Here is a 19,893-nt window from a genome sequence, read left to right as displayed (position 1 = left end):
CGGCGTTGTCGTTCACGCGGCAACCAATGTTTTTTGATCTGCTGCAGATGGACTGGGGCGGAACAGGCGCCAGCAGCCTGCTCCGCCGTGTTGCGTGCACTTCACGCGGGCAGGGCTTTGGCCTAGTCGAGCGCTCCGATGCGCGGAGGATTGGCCAACGTGAACGGCAAGACGTCCACGGCGAGGGAAAGATTTGGGTTGTACGCCGGGTCGCGGTTCAGTGCGGTACCCCATCGCTCTTCCATTCGACGCACCTCACTCACGAAGCGCTGGTACTTGTCAGGCGCCATGTCGGAACCGCGTGTTGCGGATTCGTAGTGGTACAACTCGGCGAACGGCGTCCATACGTTTCGGTAACCTGCGTCTCGCACCCGCAAGCAGAAGTCCACGTCATTGAAGGCGACGGCAAATGATTCGTCAAGGCCGTGTACTTCGTCATAGATTCGCTTGCTGACAAGCAGGCAGGCAGCCGTGACGGCAGACATCTCCTGCACGGACACCGCGCGGTTGAAGTAGCCGAAATTCCCTCGCTTGAGCATGTGGTGCATGTGGCCCGCGATACCGCCGAGCCCCAGCAGCACGCCGCCGTGCTGAAGCGAATTGTCCGGATACCACAGGGCTGCACCGACTGTACCGACGCCCGGTTGCGACGCGATGCCGACCATTTCGTCGAGCCAGTCAGGCGAGATGACTTCGGTATCGTTGTTCAGCAGGCATACGAAAGTGCCCGTCGCTGCTGCTGCGGCGGTATTGTTCAGCGCAGAGAAATTGAACGGCGAGTCGTCCCTGACGATCCTGAAGTTCGGGCGAAGCAATATCTCCCGGAAATAGGCGAGGGTCGCCTCGTCGGTACTGCCGTTGTCGACGACGATGATTTCGTAGTTCGGGTACACCGTGCGTCCGACGATGCTTTCGACGCACTGGCGGAGCAACGCGACGCCGTCACGCGTCGGGATGATGATGGACACCTTAGGGGCAGGGGAGGGTATCGCGTACCTCACCCGGAAAACCGGCAACTCGCCGAAAGGCTGTTCCACGCTTGCGGCGATGCCGGAGCGCGAGAGATGACCTTCAATGGCGCGCTGCGCCGCTGTCGACGCGTACGGCTTGGCATGACTCGTTCCTGCAGTGCTGCTGGCCGTGATGCGCCAGTGATAGAGCACATGCGGAATATGAACGACGCTGTCATCGCCGGCAATCTCGACGCATCGAAGCGCGAGATCATAGTCCTGGCTTCCTTCGAATCCGCGCCGAAAACCGCCCGCTTGCCTCACCAGCGCGGTTTCGATGACGCCGAGATGCGAGAACAGGTTCTGCGTACGGAACAACGCAGGATTCCAGTCGCACTTGAAGTACGGGGCCGTTCGTTGCCCGCGTTCGTTCAGCTTGTCCTCGTCGCTGTAGAACATGCGTGCGCGAGGGTAGCGGTTGACGTATTGCGCAACGACGAACAGTGCGTGAGGCGGGAGGAGGTCGTCGTGATCCAGCAGCGCGACGAATTCACCGGTTGCCAGCGAGAGGGCGCTATTGCTGGCTTCGGAGATATGACCATTCTTGGTACGAAACACCAGTCGGATTCGAGAATCCTGCGCCTGATGGCGCGTTAGGATTTCGCGCGTAGTCTCGTCCGGAGATGCGTCGTCCGCGATACAGAGCTCCCAGAACGGGTAGACCTGCTCCTGCACGGAACGAATCATGGCTTCGAGGTGCGACGGATTGCTGTTATACGTCGGAACGACGATTGAAATCAGCGGCCGATGTTCGAACGATTGCAGCGCGCTTTCGGCGGCCGCACGTTCCGCGTCGCCGAACCGATCGAACTTGTCGATCCAGTCATGATAGACCTCATCGGGCGGCGGGGCATCGGCGAATCCTCCGCCATCACGGAGGCGCCTGGATCGAGCGCGGATTCCCTGGAGGCCTTCCCTCTTGAGCATGGCCGCGTAGTGCCCGAGCGCGCTCGGCAGGCTGCCGCGGACGACCGCCTGGCGCCGGATCGTTGCCACGACGATGCCGGCCACGCGGATTGCAGAGGTCACGCGTCGAAGTGGTGAAGTCAGGCGCCACGATAGCGACGCGTGGATGTTTCGCAGTTCATCCTCGAGCCGGATTCGATCGGCTTCGGCATTCGCACGCAGGACATTTTCCTTGCGCAGGCCCGCGAGTTCACGTTCTAGTTCGACAATACGCTGTGCCGATGCGCTGCCCTCTACGTCGTCACGGGAATGGGCATCGTGCTCGGTCGAATCGTGTGGGGCGCGATGTTGGCCGGAAGTCATATGGGTAATTCGGGGCCCAGTCGGTGTGGGTTGATCGGATCCTCAAACGGACTGATGCGTGTTATGCCGTTTCGCGAACAAAGAGCTCGATGCGATTCATCGGAACACCGACGAGGCCGGTCGCGACACGGGCAGACTCCGACTTCACGATAATGGCGTCGTGCACACAGTCGAGTATGCGGATGCGATTGTCGGTCGGTGCCGCGACGAGCACGGTGAACGCGTAGTCGCCGGGCGGAAGAATCGGCATGCCGAAATGAAACTCTGCGACGACATGGCTTCCGTTCGGTGACGGCGAACCGACTTCCCGCAGCGCGAATACGCTATCGTCACCAAACAGTGGCTGTCCGAGTCGGTCCTTGACGAAGAACGCAATGTGCGGCGTGTCGGATTCGGTTCGACGGATGCGAATCCGAAGTGAAACCCGTTCGCCACCTGTGACCCAGGTAACCGGCGCCCCTTTCGTGTTGGTGAGGGTCGTGGATTCGATCAGCATCGATTCACGTTGCGCGGGAAGTTCGTGGGGATCCAGATCGACGCTCGGCAGCGCCGGTAGTGTATCGATCGTGTTGCGCGGGAATTGGCTGCGCTGATCTGCGCGTGGTTCGTTGCCGATGGCGGTTACGTCGAACCTCCTAGTGTCGGATTCAACACGAGACACGCCGTCCTCGCCACTTTTCCGATAAAACGCCTCGAAGTAGTTCATACAGACGGTTTTCGCGCTTCCCGACTCGCGCATCACACCTCTATCCAGCCAGATGACCCGGTCGCACAGGCTGCGGATGGCGGACGAATCATGGCTGACGAACAAAACCGTCCCGGTCTGTTGAAAGCGACGCAGGAAACGCATGCATTTTTGCGTAAAGAATGCGTCGCCAACGGCCAGCGCCTCGTCGATGACCAGGATGTCTGCATCGACGTGCGCGATGACAGCGAACGCGAGGCGGACGAACATGCCGCTCGAATAGGTCTTGACGGGCTGATCGATGAAGTGGCCGATATCGGCGAATGCAATGATCTCGTCGACGCGCGAATCGATCTGCTCGCGGGTCAGGCCGTGCAGCTGGCCGTTGATGTAGATGTTTTCGCGGCCAGAGTATTCGGCATCGAACCCGGAACCCAGTTCGAGCAACGCGGCAATGCGGCCCTGGGTTTCTACCGTGCCACTCGTGGGAGCAAGTGTGCCGCAGATGATTTGCAGCAACGTGCTCTTGCCGGACCCATTGCGGCCGATGATGCCAACCGTTTCTCCGCGCTTAATCTCGAAATCGACGTTTTTAAGCGCCCAGAACATCCGGGTGCACGCCTGCGCACGCTGGCGCAGCGATTCGCGTACGGTCGGAACCGGCGCAAGCCCGCTCAGCAAGCTGAGGACACTGCGTTTCAGACGGTCGGACGGTTTGCGATAGGACTCGAATCCTTTGGCGAGCGACGCGGCGCGGATGACAACGTCAGATGACATCGGCGAAACCCCGGCGCGTCTTCTGGAACCAAGCGAAGCCAATCCATGCAACGGCGATGGCCATGATCGAATAGATGGACCACCGATTCCAGTCGATCATGTGCCCCCAAATGAGAACGTCACGACCTTGTTCGATTGGATAGGTCATCGGATTCAAATAGACGAAGCCGCGGAACTGCTCCGGCAGCGAAGACACCGGGAAGAACACGGGCGAGAGGAACATCATCGCAGTGATGACGATACCCACGGTTTGTCCGATGTCGCGGAGATAGACGCCGGTGGCGGACAGGATCCAGCTCACGCCCATGATGAATACACAGAGCGGTGCGAGCACGATGGGGAACAGAAAAGCAGTCAACGGCACGCTGCCGACGACGATCCATTCGGCCACCAGCAGGATGCTGACGCTCACGCTGAGGTGAAACAGTGCCGACAACAGCGTCACGCACGGCAGGATCTCGAGCGGGAACACGATCTTCTTGACGAAGTTGGAGTGGGACAGGATTTGTCCCGGTGCCCTGTTCACGCATTCGGAAAACAGGTTGAACACGATCATTCCGGCGAACAGCACCACGGCGAACTCGCCCTTCGATGCTGCGTGTGATGCATCGTTCCAGCGGGACTTGAACACTTCGCTGAACACGAACGTATAGACACTCAGCATCATGAGGGGGGTGAGCAGCGACCAGAAGATGCCTAGAAAGGACCCCTTGTAACGTCCCACGGCGTCGCGGCGCGCGAGATCGAGCATCAGGCGGCGATTTTTCACCAGTGAAGCGGCGAGAGATCGCGGCGAAAGACTAAAGCTTTGCATAAGTTCGACGACAAGGTCAGCGGGTGTGGCACGGCACAACGAGCCGGCGGGAAAGCGGATCCGTGCAGCCGCGATTCGATGATCGCAGGCGGGCGTCAGGCCGGTGCAGCGCCTGCGGTCCAGTGCTTTGCTTGGCCCGGAGGCCATTCTGGTGCATGCGAATTATCGCATAGTGGTTCACCTGCGGACCGACGTTGCTCCGGTCGCGGCGTGTGTCGAAGTGTAAATGTCGCAAGCAATCCCGGATGCGTGTACGGGATAGCGGATCAGCGCCGATCGTTGGCATTTCCAGGCGGTGAGCCGACCTCGAACGGAATTCCGGCCCCGGAGAACGCCTTGTCCGGGGCTTCCAGTGTCGATTTTCCATATTATGAAATGATGCGTCGTGGTAGGATTCGTTGTTTACCATCAGCGACTGATGGCACATCACTGGACCGATCCATCCGATCGCAATCCATAGGTTGGCATCGTGTCCGGACGGGATGCGAAGAATGAATCCATATGTCTGACAATATCGCGATCGAATCTCACGGCATCAGCAAGGGTTTTGAGTCCTACGAGCGACCCGGCGACCGGTTGAAGAGAGGTGTGCTCGGTGCCATTGCGCGACTCGTGCAAGGCTCGGCGACGCGACAGGCGACGGATCGGCAAGCCGAAGTGCAGTCGAACGTATTTTGGGCCCTTCATGACGTGAGTTTCGCCGTTGCAGCCGGAGAAACCGTCGGCATCGTGGGGCGCAACGGGTCGGGCAAGAGCACCTTGCTCCAGATCGTCTGCGGCACGCTGGCTCCGACTCGCGGCAATATCACCGTGCGCGGCAAGGTTGCCGCGCTGCTCGAACTCGGCTCAGGCTTCGACGTCGAGTACACCGGCCGCGAAAACATCTATCTGAATGCACAACTGTACGGGCTGTCTCGTCAGCAGATCGACGATCGCTACGAGTCGATCGTCGATTTCGCGGACATCGGCGAGTTTATCGATCAGCCCGTCAAGACCTATTCGAGCGGCATGTTTGTCCGTCTGGCGTTTGCAGTCATCGCGCATGTCGACGCGGACATCCTGGTGATCGACGAGGCACTGGCGGTTGGCGACGCATTTTTCAATCAGAAGTGCTTTCGTTTCCTGCACGAATTCAAGCAACATGGAACCATCCTGTTCGTCAGTCACGATACGTCGACGATCAGAAAGCTGTGCTCACGCGTCATCTGGATCGACAGTGGACGGATTGTCGCGCAGGGGAAGCCGGCGGAAGTTTGTGCGGCGTATCTGGAGGCGCGCTACAGCACGGGCGGAGCGGTCGTGGCGGCGGTGCCCGTGGAGTTGGAACCTCACGAAAGCGCAGTGGATTTCCGTCGCGAACGCTTCAACGCGTCCCCGTTTCGCAACGACATCCAGGTGCTGGCGTTCAATCACGAGTCGCAGGCTTTTGGCGAGGGGGGGGCGCGAATCGTCGATGTCGCATTCTTCGACGATCAGGAGCGCAGGCTCGAGTGGATCGTCGGTGGCGAGTCGATTACGTTGCGCGTGACAATTGAAATCGCCGAGCCGCTGGTTTCCCCGATCGTCGGTTTCTATCTCAAGAACGAACGAGGCCAGGAACTGACGGGAGACAACACGTTCGCGACCTTCGCCGAACGGCCCGTTTCGTGCGACGCGGGCGACGTGCTGTGCGCGGAGTTCACCTTCGTTATGCCGGTTCTTCCGGCGGGTGCTTTCTCGATCAACGTCGCGATTGCGGAGGGTACGCAATACGACCACGTTCAGCATCACTGGATCCACGACGCATTACCCCTTCGCGTGCACGCATCCCGCGTGAGACATGCGCTCGTGGGCGTTCCGATGGTGCATGCCGGACTGTCCGAAGAGATGTAGCGCGGAACGGATTTGATCCGCAGGCACGAGCACAACCTCCCGGCGTGAAGTTGTCGTCACGTGTTCGGCGAGATTACTTACAAGATTTTTGCAAGTTTGCAGAGCAGGATTCTCAAATGATCAAGCAAGAGCGAATTTTTCGATTCAAAGCCTCGGAAGATGACCACTCGTTCACGGGTGAGCGATATCTTCCGGGCGTTGCGGGGCCTATTCAGTACGAGCATTACCATCGGTATCTTTTCTCGACGGCGATCTGCGCAGGCAAGGACGTACTCGATATCGCTTCGGGGGAGGGCTATGGGTCCGCGTTGCTCGCGCAGGCGGCGCGCTCCGTGACCGGTGTCGATGTCGACCCGCAAGCAGTCGAAAATGCGAAGGCCCGCTATGGTGACGTACCTAACCTCCGGTTTGAGTGGGGAAGCGCCACGCAGATTCCCCTTGCCGACGCGTCGGTCGACATTCTCAACTCCTATGAGACGCTGGAGCATTTTCGCGAGCATGAAGCGTTCATGCGCGAGGCGCGTCGGGTGCTGAAGCCGGGCGGCATCATGATCATTTCGACGCCGAACCGTCCGATCTATTCGCCGCCCGGATCGCCCCCCAACGAATACCATGTGCGCGAGCTCGATCGCGAGGAATTCGTCCAGTGGCTCAAGAGCGGGTTTCAGAATTTCGTCCTCTACGAACAGAAGCCGCTTGCCGGATCGCTGCTGCAGAAGGAAGGGCGCAGCGGTGAGCGCCGCATCAACTGCTGGTCCGAACACGAGATTGGCGAGTATCGCGAGACGGCGGGCGTGCTCGATCCCGTGTACTTCATTGCGATTGCGTCTGACGGCCCGATACCGGAAATGGACGACAATCTGCTCGATGGCGGGGTGTCGTTTACGCGTTACGATCAGGCGCGCAATGCGCATATCGGCACTCAAGCGGCTGAAATTGTCCGCCTGACGACGGAAACCATGGCACGCGGCGACGAAATCGGCCGACTGACTGCCGAGGCCGTGCGGCTGACCGACGAAGTTCTCCGGCGCGACGAAGAGATCGGCAGATTGACGGTCGAGACCGTGCGCTTGAACGACGTCATCATCGCAAACAATTCCGAAATCGGCCGCCTGAGTGCCGAAGTCGATCGGTTGAATCGGACCGTTTCCACGCTTACCGAGGCGACCGAACGTCGCGACGAAGCGATGACGACCTCACGCAAGGTGCTTGAATCCCTCGACGTGCAGAACAACACGTCGACGGTTCTCGCTGCTCGGGTCGATGAGTTGACCGACCAGTTGAAACATGCGGAAGGCGTGCTCGGCACGCAGGTTCAGGACAGCGACGGCGGGCGCGAGAGCGATCCGTCGACGGTTGCATTGCTGACCGAGAACGAGAGCCTTCGGCGGCAGTTGAAGCAAATCACGAACTCCACCTCCTGGCGCGTGACGAAACCCCTTCGTTATGCAGCCCGCCGTATCCGCGCAAAGCAGCAGGGTGCCGGCACGGCGCCGGCATCGCGCCCAGGGGCGACGACAGGGCAGTCCACGCCGATCGCCGAGGTCGATGGATTGTCGTCGTTGACGCTTCGGCCGTTCGAGCAGGCGTCGGCGCCGCGAGCGACGATTGTCGTGCTGCAATCGCAGGGCGGCGCGGCGATGCGCGCATGTCTCGCGGCACTGAGCCACCATACGACGTCCGTCGCATACCGGATATTCGCGGTTGGCGAGATTGATGCAAAACTGGCGGCGGAGAGCGGCGTCCGTGTCATCGGCGATCCCCGCGCAACCCGGTCGATGTCCGCGCTGGCCGAGCATGTTGGTGATGTGTCCGGGAGCGAATTCATCGTCCTGATGTCGGACGTATTGCTGGCGCGTCCGGGATGGCTGGCGGCGATCGATGAAGCATTCGAACGCTTCACCGACGCGACTGCAGTCTCCGCGGTCATCCTGGAAAGGAACGGTACGGTGCATGCCGCTGGCGGCGTCATCGATGCCGGCGCGCATCTTCTTGCCGCGCATGCGGGCGTCAATAGCGATGACGTCACGATCCAGAATGTGACCGAGATCAAGGCAGCGAGCCCCGGATTCATCGCGGTTCGAAACGATGCCTGGGGGCGTGCATGGCGTTTCGAGGAAGAGATGCCGGTCCTCACCACCGGATTCGTTGCCTTGACGCTCGATCTGTTTGCGCGGGGAGAGAAAACCTACCTGCAGCCGTTCGCCCGTTTCGTCATGTCGAATGCGGCGCAAGCGAGCCTGCCGACGGATGATGGCAATTGGGATGACGCGTATGAGCGTTGGCTGCTGCGGCAGCATTACGACACGTTGTTCCGTGTCGACCGGCCGTTTGGCGATGTGCTTACCTCGCCGCAGCGACCGAAGGTCGTGATCGTCGATGCATTTGTGCCGAAGCCCGATCAGGATTCCGGGTCGGTCGATGTCTACTGGTATATGCGGATTTTCCGCGAGTTCGGCTACGACGTGAGCTTCATTGCGGCATTCGAACAGTCGCCCCCTGTCGCCTATATGGACGCGCTGCGGCGTTGGGGCGTGCGGGTTCAGTGTGCGAGCGATCTTGCGTCGCTCAACCAGTTGTTCATGGAGGAGGTCGCGGATGCGCGCGTGGTCGTTGCGCAACGCATCATCGTCGCTCGTCACCTGGTCGAACCGCTTCGTCGTGGCGCGCCGCATGTCAAGCTGGTGTTTGGCACGGTGGATCTCCATTACCTCCGTGAAGAGCGAGCGGCGATTCACGACCGCTCCCCCGAGGCACTGGAAGAGGCGCTGATGCTGCGTCGCACGGAAATTCAGACCGTGCGCGAAGCCGATGCGACCATCGTGGTGAGTCGTCTCGAGAACGACGTTCTGAAAGAGCTTGCGCCACAAGCGAACGTCCATCGCATTCCGATCCCACGGATGCCGACCCGTTCGGGGCGTACGTTCGACGAGCGGTCCGGTGTCGTATTTGTCGGCGGATTCGCGCATCGACCGAATATCGACGCCGTGCAATTCCTGGTGGAGGAGATTTGGCCGATCGTCAGGCGAAGCCAGCCCACCGCTGAGTTGCGTATCGTCGGCAGCGGTGTGACCGACTACATCCGCTCACTCGACAATCCGGCGATGGGGGTGAAGATCGTCGGATTCGTGGAGAATCTGGGCGATGTGCTTGATGTGGCTCGCGTATCGGTTGCGCCGCTTCGATTCGGTGCCGGTATCAAGGGCAAGGTGGTTTCAAGTCTGTTGCATGGCGTACCGAGCGTGTTGAGCAAGATCGCAAGCGAAGGGATGGGCCTCGTTGCGGGCGAACAGGTGCTTGAGGGTGACAGTGCCGAAGAAATCGCCGCAGCGATTGTCAAACTGCTCGAAGACCCGCAACTGTGGCAGCGCGTCGCCGATGCAGGGTTTGCGGCTGCGGTTGCAGAGTACTCGGTGGAGACCGTTGCAGCCCGGATGTCTACCCTTCTCGCATCGATCAACGTCCTCGATGGCGAGCGCAATCTGCGCCCCGGTGCATTCGACATTCACTGACTGTCCCACTCATATTGATCTCGCCATGCTGCGTTCCCTGTTCTCATTGTTTCGTAAAGCACCGCCGCAACGTCGTCCGCGTACCGACGGGAGGCTTGGAGTCCTGATCGAATTGGCGTCGTTCGACAAGGGCGGTCTCGAGAAGGTCGTGCTTGACTCCGCGATCGCATTCGATCGGGCTCGTTTCGACGTCACTATCGTTACCCCGGGAAAGGTCGGGCACCTTGGTACCGTCGCACGCAATGCCGGCCTGCGGGTGGTCGGACTGCCCGCGGCGAACACGCTCGAGGCTTACGAGAGGCTGCTGGCCGAGTTGAGCGTCGATATCTCGATGTCTCACTTCTCGAATACCGGCTATCCGCTGTTCGATCGCCTCGGGATTCCGAACATCACGTTCATCCACAACGTGTATGCGTTCTTTTCGGACGAACAGGCCCGGGCGTTTGCCGACAATGATCGCTATGTCGATCGCTACGTGTCGGTTTCGAAGAACGCGACTCGCTTTGCGGTGACCAACCTCGGCGTGTCGGACGACAAGGTCGTGACAGTACCGAACGGTCTGATCTTGTCCGAGCACGAGGCAAGGGAAAAGCAACCTCCGAAGCTGACGCGTACCCAGCTTGGCTTGTCAGACTCCGATTACGTGTTCGCGAATGTTGCCTCGTACAATTTGCACAAGGGGCACTACGTGATGGCGGACGCGATGCGTCATTTGCTGGCGCGCCGGCGCGACGTCAAGATTCTCTGCGTCGGCAACGTGATCTATCCGCCTCACGTCGATGCGCTTCGTCACTATTTGGTTGAGCATGGCCTGGAGCAACATATTCTGATGCCGGGCTATTTCCCGGATGTCGAAGACGTGCATCGTGTTGCGGACGCGTTCATCCTCCCGTCGTTCATCGAGGGTTGGAGCATCGCGATGAACGAGGCCATGTTCTACCGCAAGCCGATGATCCTGACCGACACCGGCGCTTCAGCAGAAGTCATCGACGGTGACGATATCGGGATCCTGATCCCGAATGAGTATGGCGACACTCCGAATCTGAATTCGAAGTTGCTCGACGAGCTTGCCTACGCACCGAGGGAATACAAGATTGCGCCAGTTCTCGCGGATGCGATGGATCGGATGGCATCGAACGCCGAACAGTGGCGTGAAAGAGGGGCGCGCGGGCGCGACAAGATCTACGCGAGCTACAACTTTGCCGACATCGTGACGCGCTACGAATCGATCATCGAAGATGTGGTCAGGGCGCACAGCCGATAACGGAAGAGGCGGATATGGTGAGCTCACTCAAGTCGTTTTACCGCTTTGTCAGATGGCGCTTCAAGCCTGCGGTTTGCTTTTACCTGGGTAATCACTTGTTCATGAATTACATGCCTTATCGGGTGAGGCATTGGTTCCTTGGCAGGTTTTGTCAGGTGAGGATTGGTCGCGATTCAAGCATTGCGATGGGGTGTTTTGTTACGGGGTATCACATTTCGATTGGGAATAATACCGTCGTAAATCGGTATACCTATCTGGATGGCCGCGTTCCGTTGACGATCGGGAATAACGTCAATATTTCGCACTATACGTTGATCCAGACGTTGACACACGATCCGCAGAATCCGGATTTTGTTTGCTTGTGCAAACCGGTTGTCATTGAGGACCACGTCTGGATTGGTGCTCGCGCGATCATCAGTCCCGGCGTTCGCATCGGTGAAGGGGCCGTTGTGGGAGCAGGATCGGTCGTGACACGTGATGTCGAGCCGTACACGATCGTTGCCGGAAATCCGGCACGGTTCATAAAGGAACGGACGCGGGATTTGCGCTATCGGTCACGCTACTTCCCGTTCTTTGATACCGATATCCAATGAATTCGCGTTTGAGTGTTTTGTGGATGAAATCATTGCCTGGTCTTGAATATGTCAATCTTTAAATTCCGCAAGCCGTCTGTATCTGCGTCTGTTGCACGGACGAACGCCACCATTTCTGTGGTCATTCCTTTGTATAACCATGCACGGTATATCGAAGGTACGTTGCAGAGCGTGTTGTCGCAGTCTTCTCCTGCCGATGAAATCATATTGATCGACGACGGTTCGTCCGATGACGGCTTTGACGTTGCGTCGCGGCTTCTTGCAAACGTTCCGTACGCAAGCGCCTGTCGACAGGAGAATGCGGGAGCCCACAATACGATCAATCGTGCGATCGGTCTTGCCCGCGGCGACTATGTCGCGGTCCTGAATTCGGATGACGTGTTTGCTTCGGAGAAGCTCGCGCGTTGCCGGGAACTGATTCAGGAGCGGCCCGGCCTGGGGTTGATCGCGGGGCGTGCCGGCATCATGGACGACCATGGCGTCGAACAGCATGCTGGCGTCGCGATCGACTGGCTGGCGCGTGCATACGGATTCCTGAGCGATACTGGATTGCCGCAACTGGCGTTGCTGAACGAGAATTTTGTCGCGACGACGTCGAATATGGTTTTCAGTCGGGCTCTCTGGCAAGCCGCGGGTGGATTCCAACCGCTTCGCTACTGCCACGATCTCGACTTCTTGATGTACGCGTTCGCCCACGACAGCGTGTATATCGACCGGGACGTGCAGCATATCGTGTATCGCGTGCACGAAAGGAACACGATCAAGGAGGACTTGAGCAAGGTTCGAGTCGAGATCGCGGCTGTTATTGCGCAGGCACTTGCGATGTCGGGACCGAGAATGTTCTCTGCGCGATTGGACGGAAGCGATCTTGGTGCATTCAGGCGCTTCCTGCAGAACAAAGGGATGACGGAGATGCTGTGTTTTCTGCAGACCGTCCTTCCGGCATTTCCGACTCGTTCGGCATTCTATGAATATGCAGTCGATGCACGAAATGCCGATGCATTTCGCGCGGCCGTGGCGGGCTGACCTGTAGCGACGCCAAGGAGCAAGACGATCGAGGTCGCGCACCATGGGTGTGCGACCGTTCTCAAGGCAGAGTCTGCGCGGACTCCCGCGTACTCAGATGTATCCGAACGCTTTCAGCCCCTCAGCCGCGGTAGCGCAACAGTGGGCGGTAATGTCCGGTGGCAGGCTCGTCTGCCAAGCCGTTGCGCGGTCGTTCAGGAACGGCCGCGACAGGTTGAGGTGACTCTGATCATTGCGCAGTACCGGCGCCCGCTTCGAATTGTCCAGCATGGATTCTTCAAACGATAGGCCGAGAAATCCAGCAGAACGCGCCAGGACATCGCGCGGGTTCGAGACGAGATCCTCGTAGCGCACGAACAGGTAATTTGAACGCTCGCGCATGGCATGGTGCAAGTGGAGATTGGTGTAGTTCCACAAGCGAGGGAAATATTCCTCGATGCCTGGCGGTGCCCACGAGACGTTTTTGAGGGACAGCATCGTGCCGCGTACGTCGCGGACGATATGGAGAAACCTGATGTCGGAGTCCAGGAGTCCGACCTGTTCTAGCTTCCGGATCGAAAGGAGATCGTCAGGGGTTTTGTCTCCACCCAACCGCTTTCCTGCATTGGATGCGATACGGCTATAGATCGATGTGAGTACGCCTGCCAGGTTCGGTTCGGCTTCGCGTAGCGCGTCATCGATGTCCGCGGCGGAGATATAGGGCTCAAGAACTTCGGAGAAGTCGTCCGTCGACTTGACGATCTTGCTGATCAGCGGGCGAGCAACGGACCAGTCGCTGATGCAGCCCATGACGTGAGCGATCGGACTGATGAGCGTGGTTTGGTTCGGAATGAAGATGTCGCTGTGTAGATTGAGCGACTCCTTGAACAGGGTCGTTCCCGATCGAGGCGAGCCGAAAAGGATGAACATGCTGTGAGGATGAGGTGCGATGAACGACGGCCTGGCCGCATCACCGAATGGGTGGTGCGGGCCCGTGTGATCCATCCACCGTCAATTGAGAATGATCGAACCCGTACGACATCGTGATTGCGAAAACGTTCGTGGCAGGTTGCATGTCGCCTATGCTCCGATGGGGTACACGGGAAAAGATCTCCGCCGAAATGTTTCGAATACCTTACGATCCGAACGCCGTGCGTCATGTTCACTTCGATAATATTTAACTTGAGATGAGTACTTCGAGAGCACCGCTAACCGTATCTATCGTCGTCTATCGGCCGGACGTTGAGCGCTTTTTCAATACACTCCACAGCATGCGCGATGCAGTGTGCACAGTGCGTCTGCGCGATCCGAACTTTCATGCCGTAATCTGCGTGGTGGATAACGGCGGTACACCCGATATCTGGGAGGACGTGGCCGGATCGCAGGTGGCCGGATTCGAGTGTGCGTCGTTGAGTGGGCACGGGAATGTCGGTTACGGTCGCGGACATAACCTGGCGCTCGCGACGGCCAGCAGCGAGCATCATTTGATTTTGAATCCGGATATCGATCTCGACAAGGATGCTCTCGTGTATGCGTTGGACTTTCTTCGTAGTCGTCCGGACGTCGGGCTTCTGACACCGAACATTTCAGATGAGAAAGGTGGCATTCAGTATCTGTGCAGGCGCTCGCCGACAATATTCGACCTGCTTGTCCGCGGATTTTTTCCGGCGAGTTGGAAGACGCGATTCGTGAAGCGCCTCGACCGCTACGAAATGCGTGACGTGATCAACGATCACGATATCGTCTGGGATCCCCCCATCGTCAGCGGCTGCTTCATGCTGTTCCGCACCGAAGTCCTGAAGCAACTCGGCGGCTTCGATCCGCGCTACTTCCTGTACTTCGAGGACTACGACCTGAGCCTGCGCACGCACGAGGTCGCCCGCGTCGCGTATGTCCCGTCGGTGCGCGTGATCCACCACGGCGGCGGCGCGTCCCGCAAGGGTTTCGCGCACATCCGCATGTTCGCCGCATCGGCCTTCAAGTTCTACAACCGCTTCGGCTGGAGGCTCTGGTGAGTCACCTCGTCGTCACCGGCGCGAACGGCTTCGTCGGCCGCGCAGTCTGCCGCCGCGCGCTGGAGGCCGGGCACACGGTTACCGCACTGGTGCGGCGTCCGGGCGGCTGCATCGACGGCGTGCGCGAGTGGGTGCACGACACAGCCGATTTCGATGCGCTGGCTGAAGCGTGGCCCACCGACCTGGCCGCCGATTGCGTGATCCATCTCGCCGCGCGCGTGCACGTGATGCGCGACGAGTCGCCCGATCCCGACGCCGCGTTCGATGCCACCAACGTCGCCGGTACGCTGCGTCTCGCCGAGGCGGCGCGCCATCACGGCGTGCGGCGCATCGTGTTCGCGAGCAGCATCAAGGCGGTCGGTGAAGGCGACGGCGGGGTGCCGTTGTCCGAGGCTTCCGAACCCGATCCGCAGGACGCATACGGCCGTTCGAAACTGCGGGCAGAGCGCCAGCTCGCGCAATTCGGCGCGTCGGCGGGGCTCGACGTCGTCGTCGTTCGTCCGCCGCTCGTCTACGGCCCGTCCGTCCGCGCCAACTTCCTGCGGATGATGGACGCGGTCGCGCGCGGGATGCCGTTGCCGCTCGGCTCGGTTTCGGCGCGCCGCAGCATCGTCTACGTCGACAACCTCGCCGATGCGCTGCTGCGTTGCGCAATCGACCCGCGCGCGGCCGGCGAATGCTTTCACGTCGCCGACGACGATGCACCGTCGGTCGCGGCCCTGCTGCGCCTCGTCGGCGACGCGCTTGGCCGGTCGGCCCGGCTGATCGCGGTGCCGCCGGCGCTGTTGCGTGTGCTCGGCAAGCTGACGGGTCGCAGTGCGGCCATCGACCGGCTGACCGGAAGCCTGCAGCTCGACACGGGCCGGATCAAGCGCGTGCTGGGCTGGCATCCGCCCTATACGACCCGCCAGGGCCTCGAAGCGACCGCCGCGTGGTATCGTTCGCGCGATACACAACAATAACCGACATGCCTTTCACGATCTCCACATGGCCCGCGGCGGCCGTGGTGGCGCTGGTCGCCGCCATCGCATCGACGGCGATCCTGCGTGGGCTGCTTGCGACCGGCCTCGCATGGCGCCTCGCCACCGACATTCCAAACGACCGTTCGCTTCATACATTGCCGACGCCGCGCGTCGGCGGATGGGGCATCGTGCCGGTCTGCGTCGTTGCACTGCTGGCGCTGGCGCCGCGACTCTGGCTGATCGCCGCCGCCGCCGCAGGACTCGCCGCGATGTCGCAGATCGACGACCGGCGCGGGCTGCCGGCCCGCGTGCGGTTCTCGGCGCACCTCGCGGCAGTCGTCGCGCTGATCGTCGTGTTCCCGGTCGATGCGCCTTGGTGGCTGCTCGCCGGCGTGGGTTTTGCGATGGTCTGGCTGACGAACCTGTACAACTTCATGGACGGCGCCGACGGCCTCGCGGGCGGCATGGCGCTGTTCGGCTTCGGTGGGTACGCGGTCGCGGCGCTCGGCGGCGCGCATCCGTCGCCCGATCTCGTCGTGGCAGGTGCGGCGGTCGCCGGCGCGGCGCTGGGCTTTCTTCTGCTCAATTTCCACCCGGCGAGACTGTTCCTCGGCGACGCAGGCTCGATTCCGCTCGGATTCCTGGCCGGTGCGCTGGGCTACTGGGGCTGGCGTACCGATGTCTGGCCGATCTGGTTCCCGGCGATGGTGTTCGCGCCCTTTATTGCCGATGCATCTGTAACACTTTTGAGACGCTTGTTACGCGGAGAAAAGTTCTGGCAGGCGCACCGCGAGCACTATTATCAAAGGATGGTCCGATCGGGCGTCAGCCACGGTCGGACCGCTCTTTATTGGTACCTCATCATGCTCGCGGGCATAATTGTCGCCGTGTGGGCAAAGGGCCGCCCCGAACTGCAGCAATGGCTGTCGTTCCTCGCGTGGTATGGCGTCCTGGCATGGTTCGGATGGTTGATCGACATGCGTTGGCGCCGGTTTCAGGCGGCCGCCGAAAACAATTCTTGAGGTTTCCCGCCGATGTTGCGTTCCAAGGCATCTTGGCTGTCATTGAGTGCTTTCCTGTTCGACCTGACGGCGGTTGTGGCCGCGTGGTTGTTCGCTTATCTCGTTCGTTTCAACGGTAGCGTTCCGCATGATTTCCTGAGCGGCGCGCTGATGGCGTTGACGTGGGTGCTGCCCGTCTACGCGCTGATGTTCCACGGGTTCGGCCTGTATCGCGGGCTGTGGGTGTTCGCGAGCCTGCCCGACCTGATGCGCATCGCGAAGGCGGTGGTCGGCGGCGGCGTGATCGTGATGATCGGCGCCGTGATGTTCCAGCCGCAGCCGATCATTCCGCGCTCGGTGCTGCTCGTGTCGCCGCTGATGCTGTTCCTGGCGATGGGCGGCGCGCGCGCGCTGTATCGCGCGACGAAGGAGTACTACCTGTACGGCGGGCTCGTCGGCAAGGGCAAGCCGGTGCTGGTGCTAGGCGCCGGCACGGCCGGCGCGAGTCTTGCGCGCGAGCTGTCGCGTTCCGGCGAATGGCGCCTCGTCGGTCTGCTCGACGACGACGTCACGAAGCAGGGCCGCGAAATCTACGGCTACAAGGTGCTGGGCTCGTTCAACGACCTGAAGCACTGGACCGATGCGATGAAGGTCGAGTACGCGATCATCGCGATTCCGTCGGCGTCGGTCGAGACCCAGCGTCGCGTCGCGACACTGTGTGTGCGTGCCGGCGTGAAGGCGATGGTGCTGCCGTCGCTGACCGCGCTGATGCCGGGGCAGGGCTTCCTGTCGCAGGTCCGGAACATCGATCTCGAGGATCTGCTCGGCCGCGATGCCGTGACGATCGATACGCCGCACGTCGAGGCGCTGTTGCGCGGCCGCGTCGTGATGGTGACGGGCGCGGGCGGTTCGATCGGCTCCGAGCTGTGCCGGCAGATCCTGCGCTTCGCGCCGGCGCAACTGGTTGCATTCGACCTGTCCGAATACGCGATGTACCGGCTCACCGAGGAGCTGCGCGAACGGTTCCCCGACTTGCCCGTGCTGCCGATCATCGGCGATGCGAAGGATTCGCTGCTGCTCGACCAGGTGATGTCGCGCCATGCGCCGCACATCGTGTTCCATGCGGCCGCCTACAAGCACGTGCCGCTGATGGAGGAGCACAACGCGTGGCAGGCACTGCGCAACAACGTGCTCGGCACGTATCGCGTGGCGCGCGCGGCGATTCGCCACGACGTGCGCCACTTCGTGCTGATCTCGACCGACAAGGCCGTCAATCCGACCAACGTGATGGGCGCGAGCAAGCGCCTCGCCGAAATGGCTTGCCAGGCATTGCAGCAGACGAGCGGGCGGACGCAGTTCGAGACGGTGCGCTTCGGCAACGTGCTCGGCAGCGCGGGCAGCGTGATTCCGAAATTCCAGCAGCAGATCGCGAAGGGCGGCCCGGTGACGGTCACGCACCCGGAGATCACGCGGTTCTTCATGACGATCCCGGAGGCGTCGCAGCTCGTGCTGCAGGCGTCGAGCATGGGGCACGGCGGCGAGATCTTCATTCTCGACATGGGCGAGCCGGTGAAGATCGTCGATCTCGCGTGCGACCTGATTCGCTTATACGGCTTCTCGGAAGAACAGATCCGCATCGAATTCACCGGGCTGCGGCCCGGAGAGAAGCTCTACGAGGAGCTGCTCGCGGACGACGAGGCGACGACGCGCACGCCGCACCCGAAACTGCGGATCGCGCGGGCGCGCGAAGTGCCTGACAATTTGCTCGACGAGTTGCTGCCGTGGCTGATGCAGCACCGCGTGCTGTCCGACGACGAAGTGCGGCGCGACCTGCGGCGCTGGGTGCCTGAATACCAGACGGCCGTTGCCCCGACCTTGCAGAGCGTACCGTCGGTGCGCGCCGCGTCGAGCAAGTGACGCGCCGAGGCGAGACCCGAACGGCTCGACGACACATGAAAAAAGCGCCCCGCGGGGCGCTTTTCTATCTGGCAGCTGGCGTGACGCTGCTCAATGCCCCCGCCTTTCCTTCCGCACCACCATCCACCGCGGCGCCCTGAACCTTACGATGCTGAGATAAAGCCACACATACGTCAGCGCGAACAGCACGACGAACACGAACAGGTGGACCGTATGCCGCCAGAACAGCGTCGCCGGAATCACCGCGACGAGGCACAGCAGCCACAGATAAGGTGAGGTCAGCGAATTCCGCCGCGTCAGGTCGTGCGCATGCTTCGTCCCCACGGCCCAGCGCATCAGCCGCTTGTACACCAGCATGTGCAGATGCACGCCATCCGGAATCCCCGGCGACATCCCGCGGATGAATTTCTTCCGGTAGATCGAGAAACAGGTCTCGAAGATCGGGTACATGAACAGCAGCACCGGGTACCACGCCGACACCTCGTGGTTGCGCATCACGAGCATGATCGCGAGCTCCGCGAGCATGAAGCCGATGAAGTACGCGCCGCCGTCGCCGAGGAAGATCAGCCCGGCCGGGAAATTCCACAGGAAGAAGCCGAGCACGGCGCCCATCATGATGATCGACGCGGACATCACGACCGGGTCGTTGACGTGGAATGCGACATACGCAAGCGACGCGAACATCATGAAGCTGACCATCGATGCGAGCCCGTTGAACCCGTCGATGATGTTGATCGCGTTCGCGAGCGCCGCGACCGCGAGCACGGTGATGAACGCCGAGATGACGACGTAGCCGAGCAGGAAATCGAGCGGCGGCACGCTGATGCGCTTGACCGCGATACCGAGCAGCCAGAACGCCAGCGCGGCCGCGCCCATCGTGCAGAGCAGCCGTGCGCGCGGCGACACGCGCTTGGTCAGGTCCTCGACGAGGCCGGACAGGAAAGCGGGCAGCCCGCAGGCAGCGATCCCGAGAATGCTGCCGGAGATCGTCGGATAGCGCCGGGACAGCACCAGCGCGGCAACGACGACCCCGGCGAGGATCCCGATGCCTCCGACCCGCGGCACGGGCCGCACGTGGAATTTCTGCACGCCGGCCAGATCGCTGTCGACCGAGAATTTCTCGTGAAGGTGCGCATAGCGCACGATGAACAGCGTAACGAGCAGGGAGACGATGAAGCCGGACGCGAAGCTGAGCAT

General features: G+C 60.9%; 14 protein-coding genes. 9 read left to right on the top strand and 5 right to left on the bottom strand.

What is annotated here, in order from left to right; translation table 11 throughout:
- Positions 1–122: 122 nt before the first annotated feature.
- The 3 genes from DIE03_RS08060 to DIE03_RS08050 form a co-directional block, all read right to left on the bottom strand.
- Complete coding sequence (locus DIE03_RS08060) at positions 123–2,279, bottom strand: glycosyltransferase (RefSeq protein WP_124449158.1); 2,157 nt, start codon at positions 2,277–2,279, stop codon at positions 123–125.
- Positions 2,280–2,340: 61 nt separating this feature from the next.
- On the bottom strand, positions 2,341–3,741 hold the full coding sequence (locus tag DIE03_RS08055; RefSeq protein ID WP_124449156.1) for an ABC transporter ATP-binding protein: 1,401 nt from the start codon (positions 3,739–3,741) through the stop codon (positions 2,341–2,343).
- On the bottom strand, positions 3,731–4,555 hold the full coding sequence (locus tag DIE03_RS08050) for an ABC transporter permease (protein WP_124449505.1): 825 nt from the start codon (positions 4,553–4,555) through the stop codon (positions 3,731–3,733). The genes DIE03_RS08055 and DIE03_RS08050 overlap by 11 nt, the downstream gene beginning before the upstream one ends.
- A 501-nt stretch (positions 4,556–5,056) precedes the next feature.
- Here DIE03_RS08050 and DIE03_RS08045 point away from each other — a divergent pair.
- The 5 genes from DIE03_RS08045 to DIE03_RS08025 all read left to right on the top strand — a co-directional run bounded on the left by DIE03_RS08045 (position 5,057) and on the right by DIE03_RS08025 (position 12,822).
- On the top strand, positions 5,057–6,427 hold the full coding sequence (locus tag DIE03_RS08045) for an ABC transporter ATP-binding protein (protein WP_124449154.1): 1,371 nt from the start codon (positions 5,057–5,059) through the stop codon (positions 6,425–6,427).
- Positions 6,428–6,543: 116 nt separating this feature from the next.
- Complete coding sequence (locus tag DIE03_RS08040; RefSeq protein WP_124449152.1) at positions 6,544–9,939, top strand: methyltransferase domain-containing protein; 3,396 nt, start codon at positions 6,544–6,546, stop codon at positions 9,937–9,939.
- Positions 9,940–9,985: 46 nt separating this feature from the next.
- Complete coding sequence (locus DIE03_RS08035; protein ID WP_409364415.1) at positions 9,986–11,203, top strand: glycosyltransferase family 4 protein; 1,218 nt, start codon at positions 9,986–9,988, stop codon at positions 11,201–11,203.
- A 14-nt stretch (positions 11,204–11,217) separates the two neighbouring features.
- Positions 11,218–11,796 carry a DapH/DapD/GlmU-related protein gene (locus DIE03_RS08030; RefSeq protein WP_124449148.1) on the top strand — a complete coding sequence of 193 codons (579 nt, stop codon included), beginning with the start codon at positions 11,218–11,220 and terminating at the stop codon, positions 11,794–11,796.
- A gap of 48 nt (positions 11,797–11,844) precedes the next feature.
- Positions 11,845–12,822 (top strand): glycosyltransferase, encoded by a 978-nt coding sequence (locus DIE03_RS08025; RefSeq protein ID WP_124449146.1) that lies wholly within the window; start codon positions 11,845–11,847, stop codon positions 12,820–12,822.
- Between the two features lie 93 nt (positions 12,823–12,915).
- Here the strand turns inward: DIE03_RS08025 and DIE03_RS08020 are convergent, their stop codons facing one another.
- On the bottom strand, positions 12,916–13,731 hold the full coding sequence (locus tag DIE03_RS08020; protein ID WP_124449503.1) for a sulfotransferase: 816 nt from the start codon (positions 13,729–13,731) through the stop codon (positions 12,916–12,918).
- Between the two features lie 257 nt (positions 13,732–13,988).
- Here DIE03_RS08020 and DIE03_RS08015 point away from each other — a divergent pair, with 257 nt between their 5' ends.
- Genes DIE03_RS08015 through DIE03_RS08000 form a run of 4 tightly spaced genes read left to right on the top strand, consistent with a single transcriptional unit; the run spans position 13,989 to position 18,696 of the window.
- Positions 13,989–14,816 carry a glycosyltransferase family 2 protein gene (locus tag DIE03_RS08015; RefSeq protein ID WP_124449144.1) on the top strand — a complete coding sequence of 276 codons (828 nt, stop codon included), beginning with the start codon at positions 13,989–13,991 and terminating at the stop codon, positions 14,814–14,816.
- Positions 14,813–15,778 carry an SDR family oxidoreductase gene (locus tag DIE03_RS08010; RefSeq protein WP_124449142.1) on the top strand — a complete coding sequence of 322 codons (966 nt, stop codon included), beginning with the start codon at positions 14,813–14,815 and terminating at the stop codon, positions 15,776–15,778. Before DIE03_RS08015 ends, DIE03_RS08010 begins: the two co-directional genes overlap by 4 nt.
- Before the next feature lie 5 nt (positions 15,779–15,783).
- Positions 15,784–16,800: a glycosyltransferase family 4 protein gene (locus DIE03_RS08005; protein WP_124449140.1), complete on the top strand. Its 1,017-nt coding sequence runs from the start codon at positions 15,784–15,786 to the stop codon at positions 16,798–16,800.
- 12 nt (positions 16,801–16,812) lie between these two features.
- Positions 16,813–18,696 (top strand): nucleoside-diphosphate sugar epimerase/dehydratase, encoded by a 1,884-nt coding sequence (locus DIE03_RS08000; RefSeq protein ID WP_124449138.1) that lies wholly within the window; start codon positions 16,813–16,815, stop codon positions 18,694–18,696.
- A gap of 90 nt (positions 18,697–18,786) precedes the next feature.
- Here the strand turns inward: DIE03_RS08000 and DIE03_RS07995 are convergent, their stop codons facing one another.
- Entirely contained in the window at positions 18,787–19,893 is a 1,107-nt protein-coding gene (locus tag DIE03_RS07995; RefSeq protein WP_124449136.1) for a glycosyltransferase, read from the bottom strand.

This window comes from Burkholderia sp. Bp8992, assembly GCF_003853705.1.
Classification (GTDB): domain Bacteria; phylum Pseudomonadota; class Gammaproteobacteria; order Burkholderiales; family Burkholderiaceae; genus Burkholderia.
Note: the sequence above shows the minus strand (reverse complement) of the source record. Positions and strands in the feature narration are given on the sequence as shown.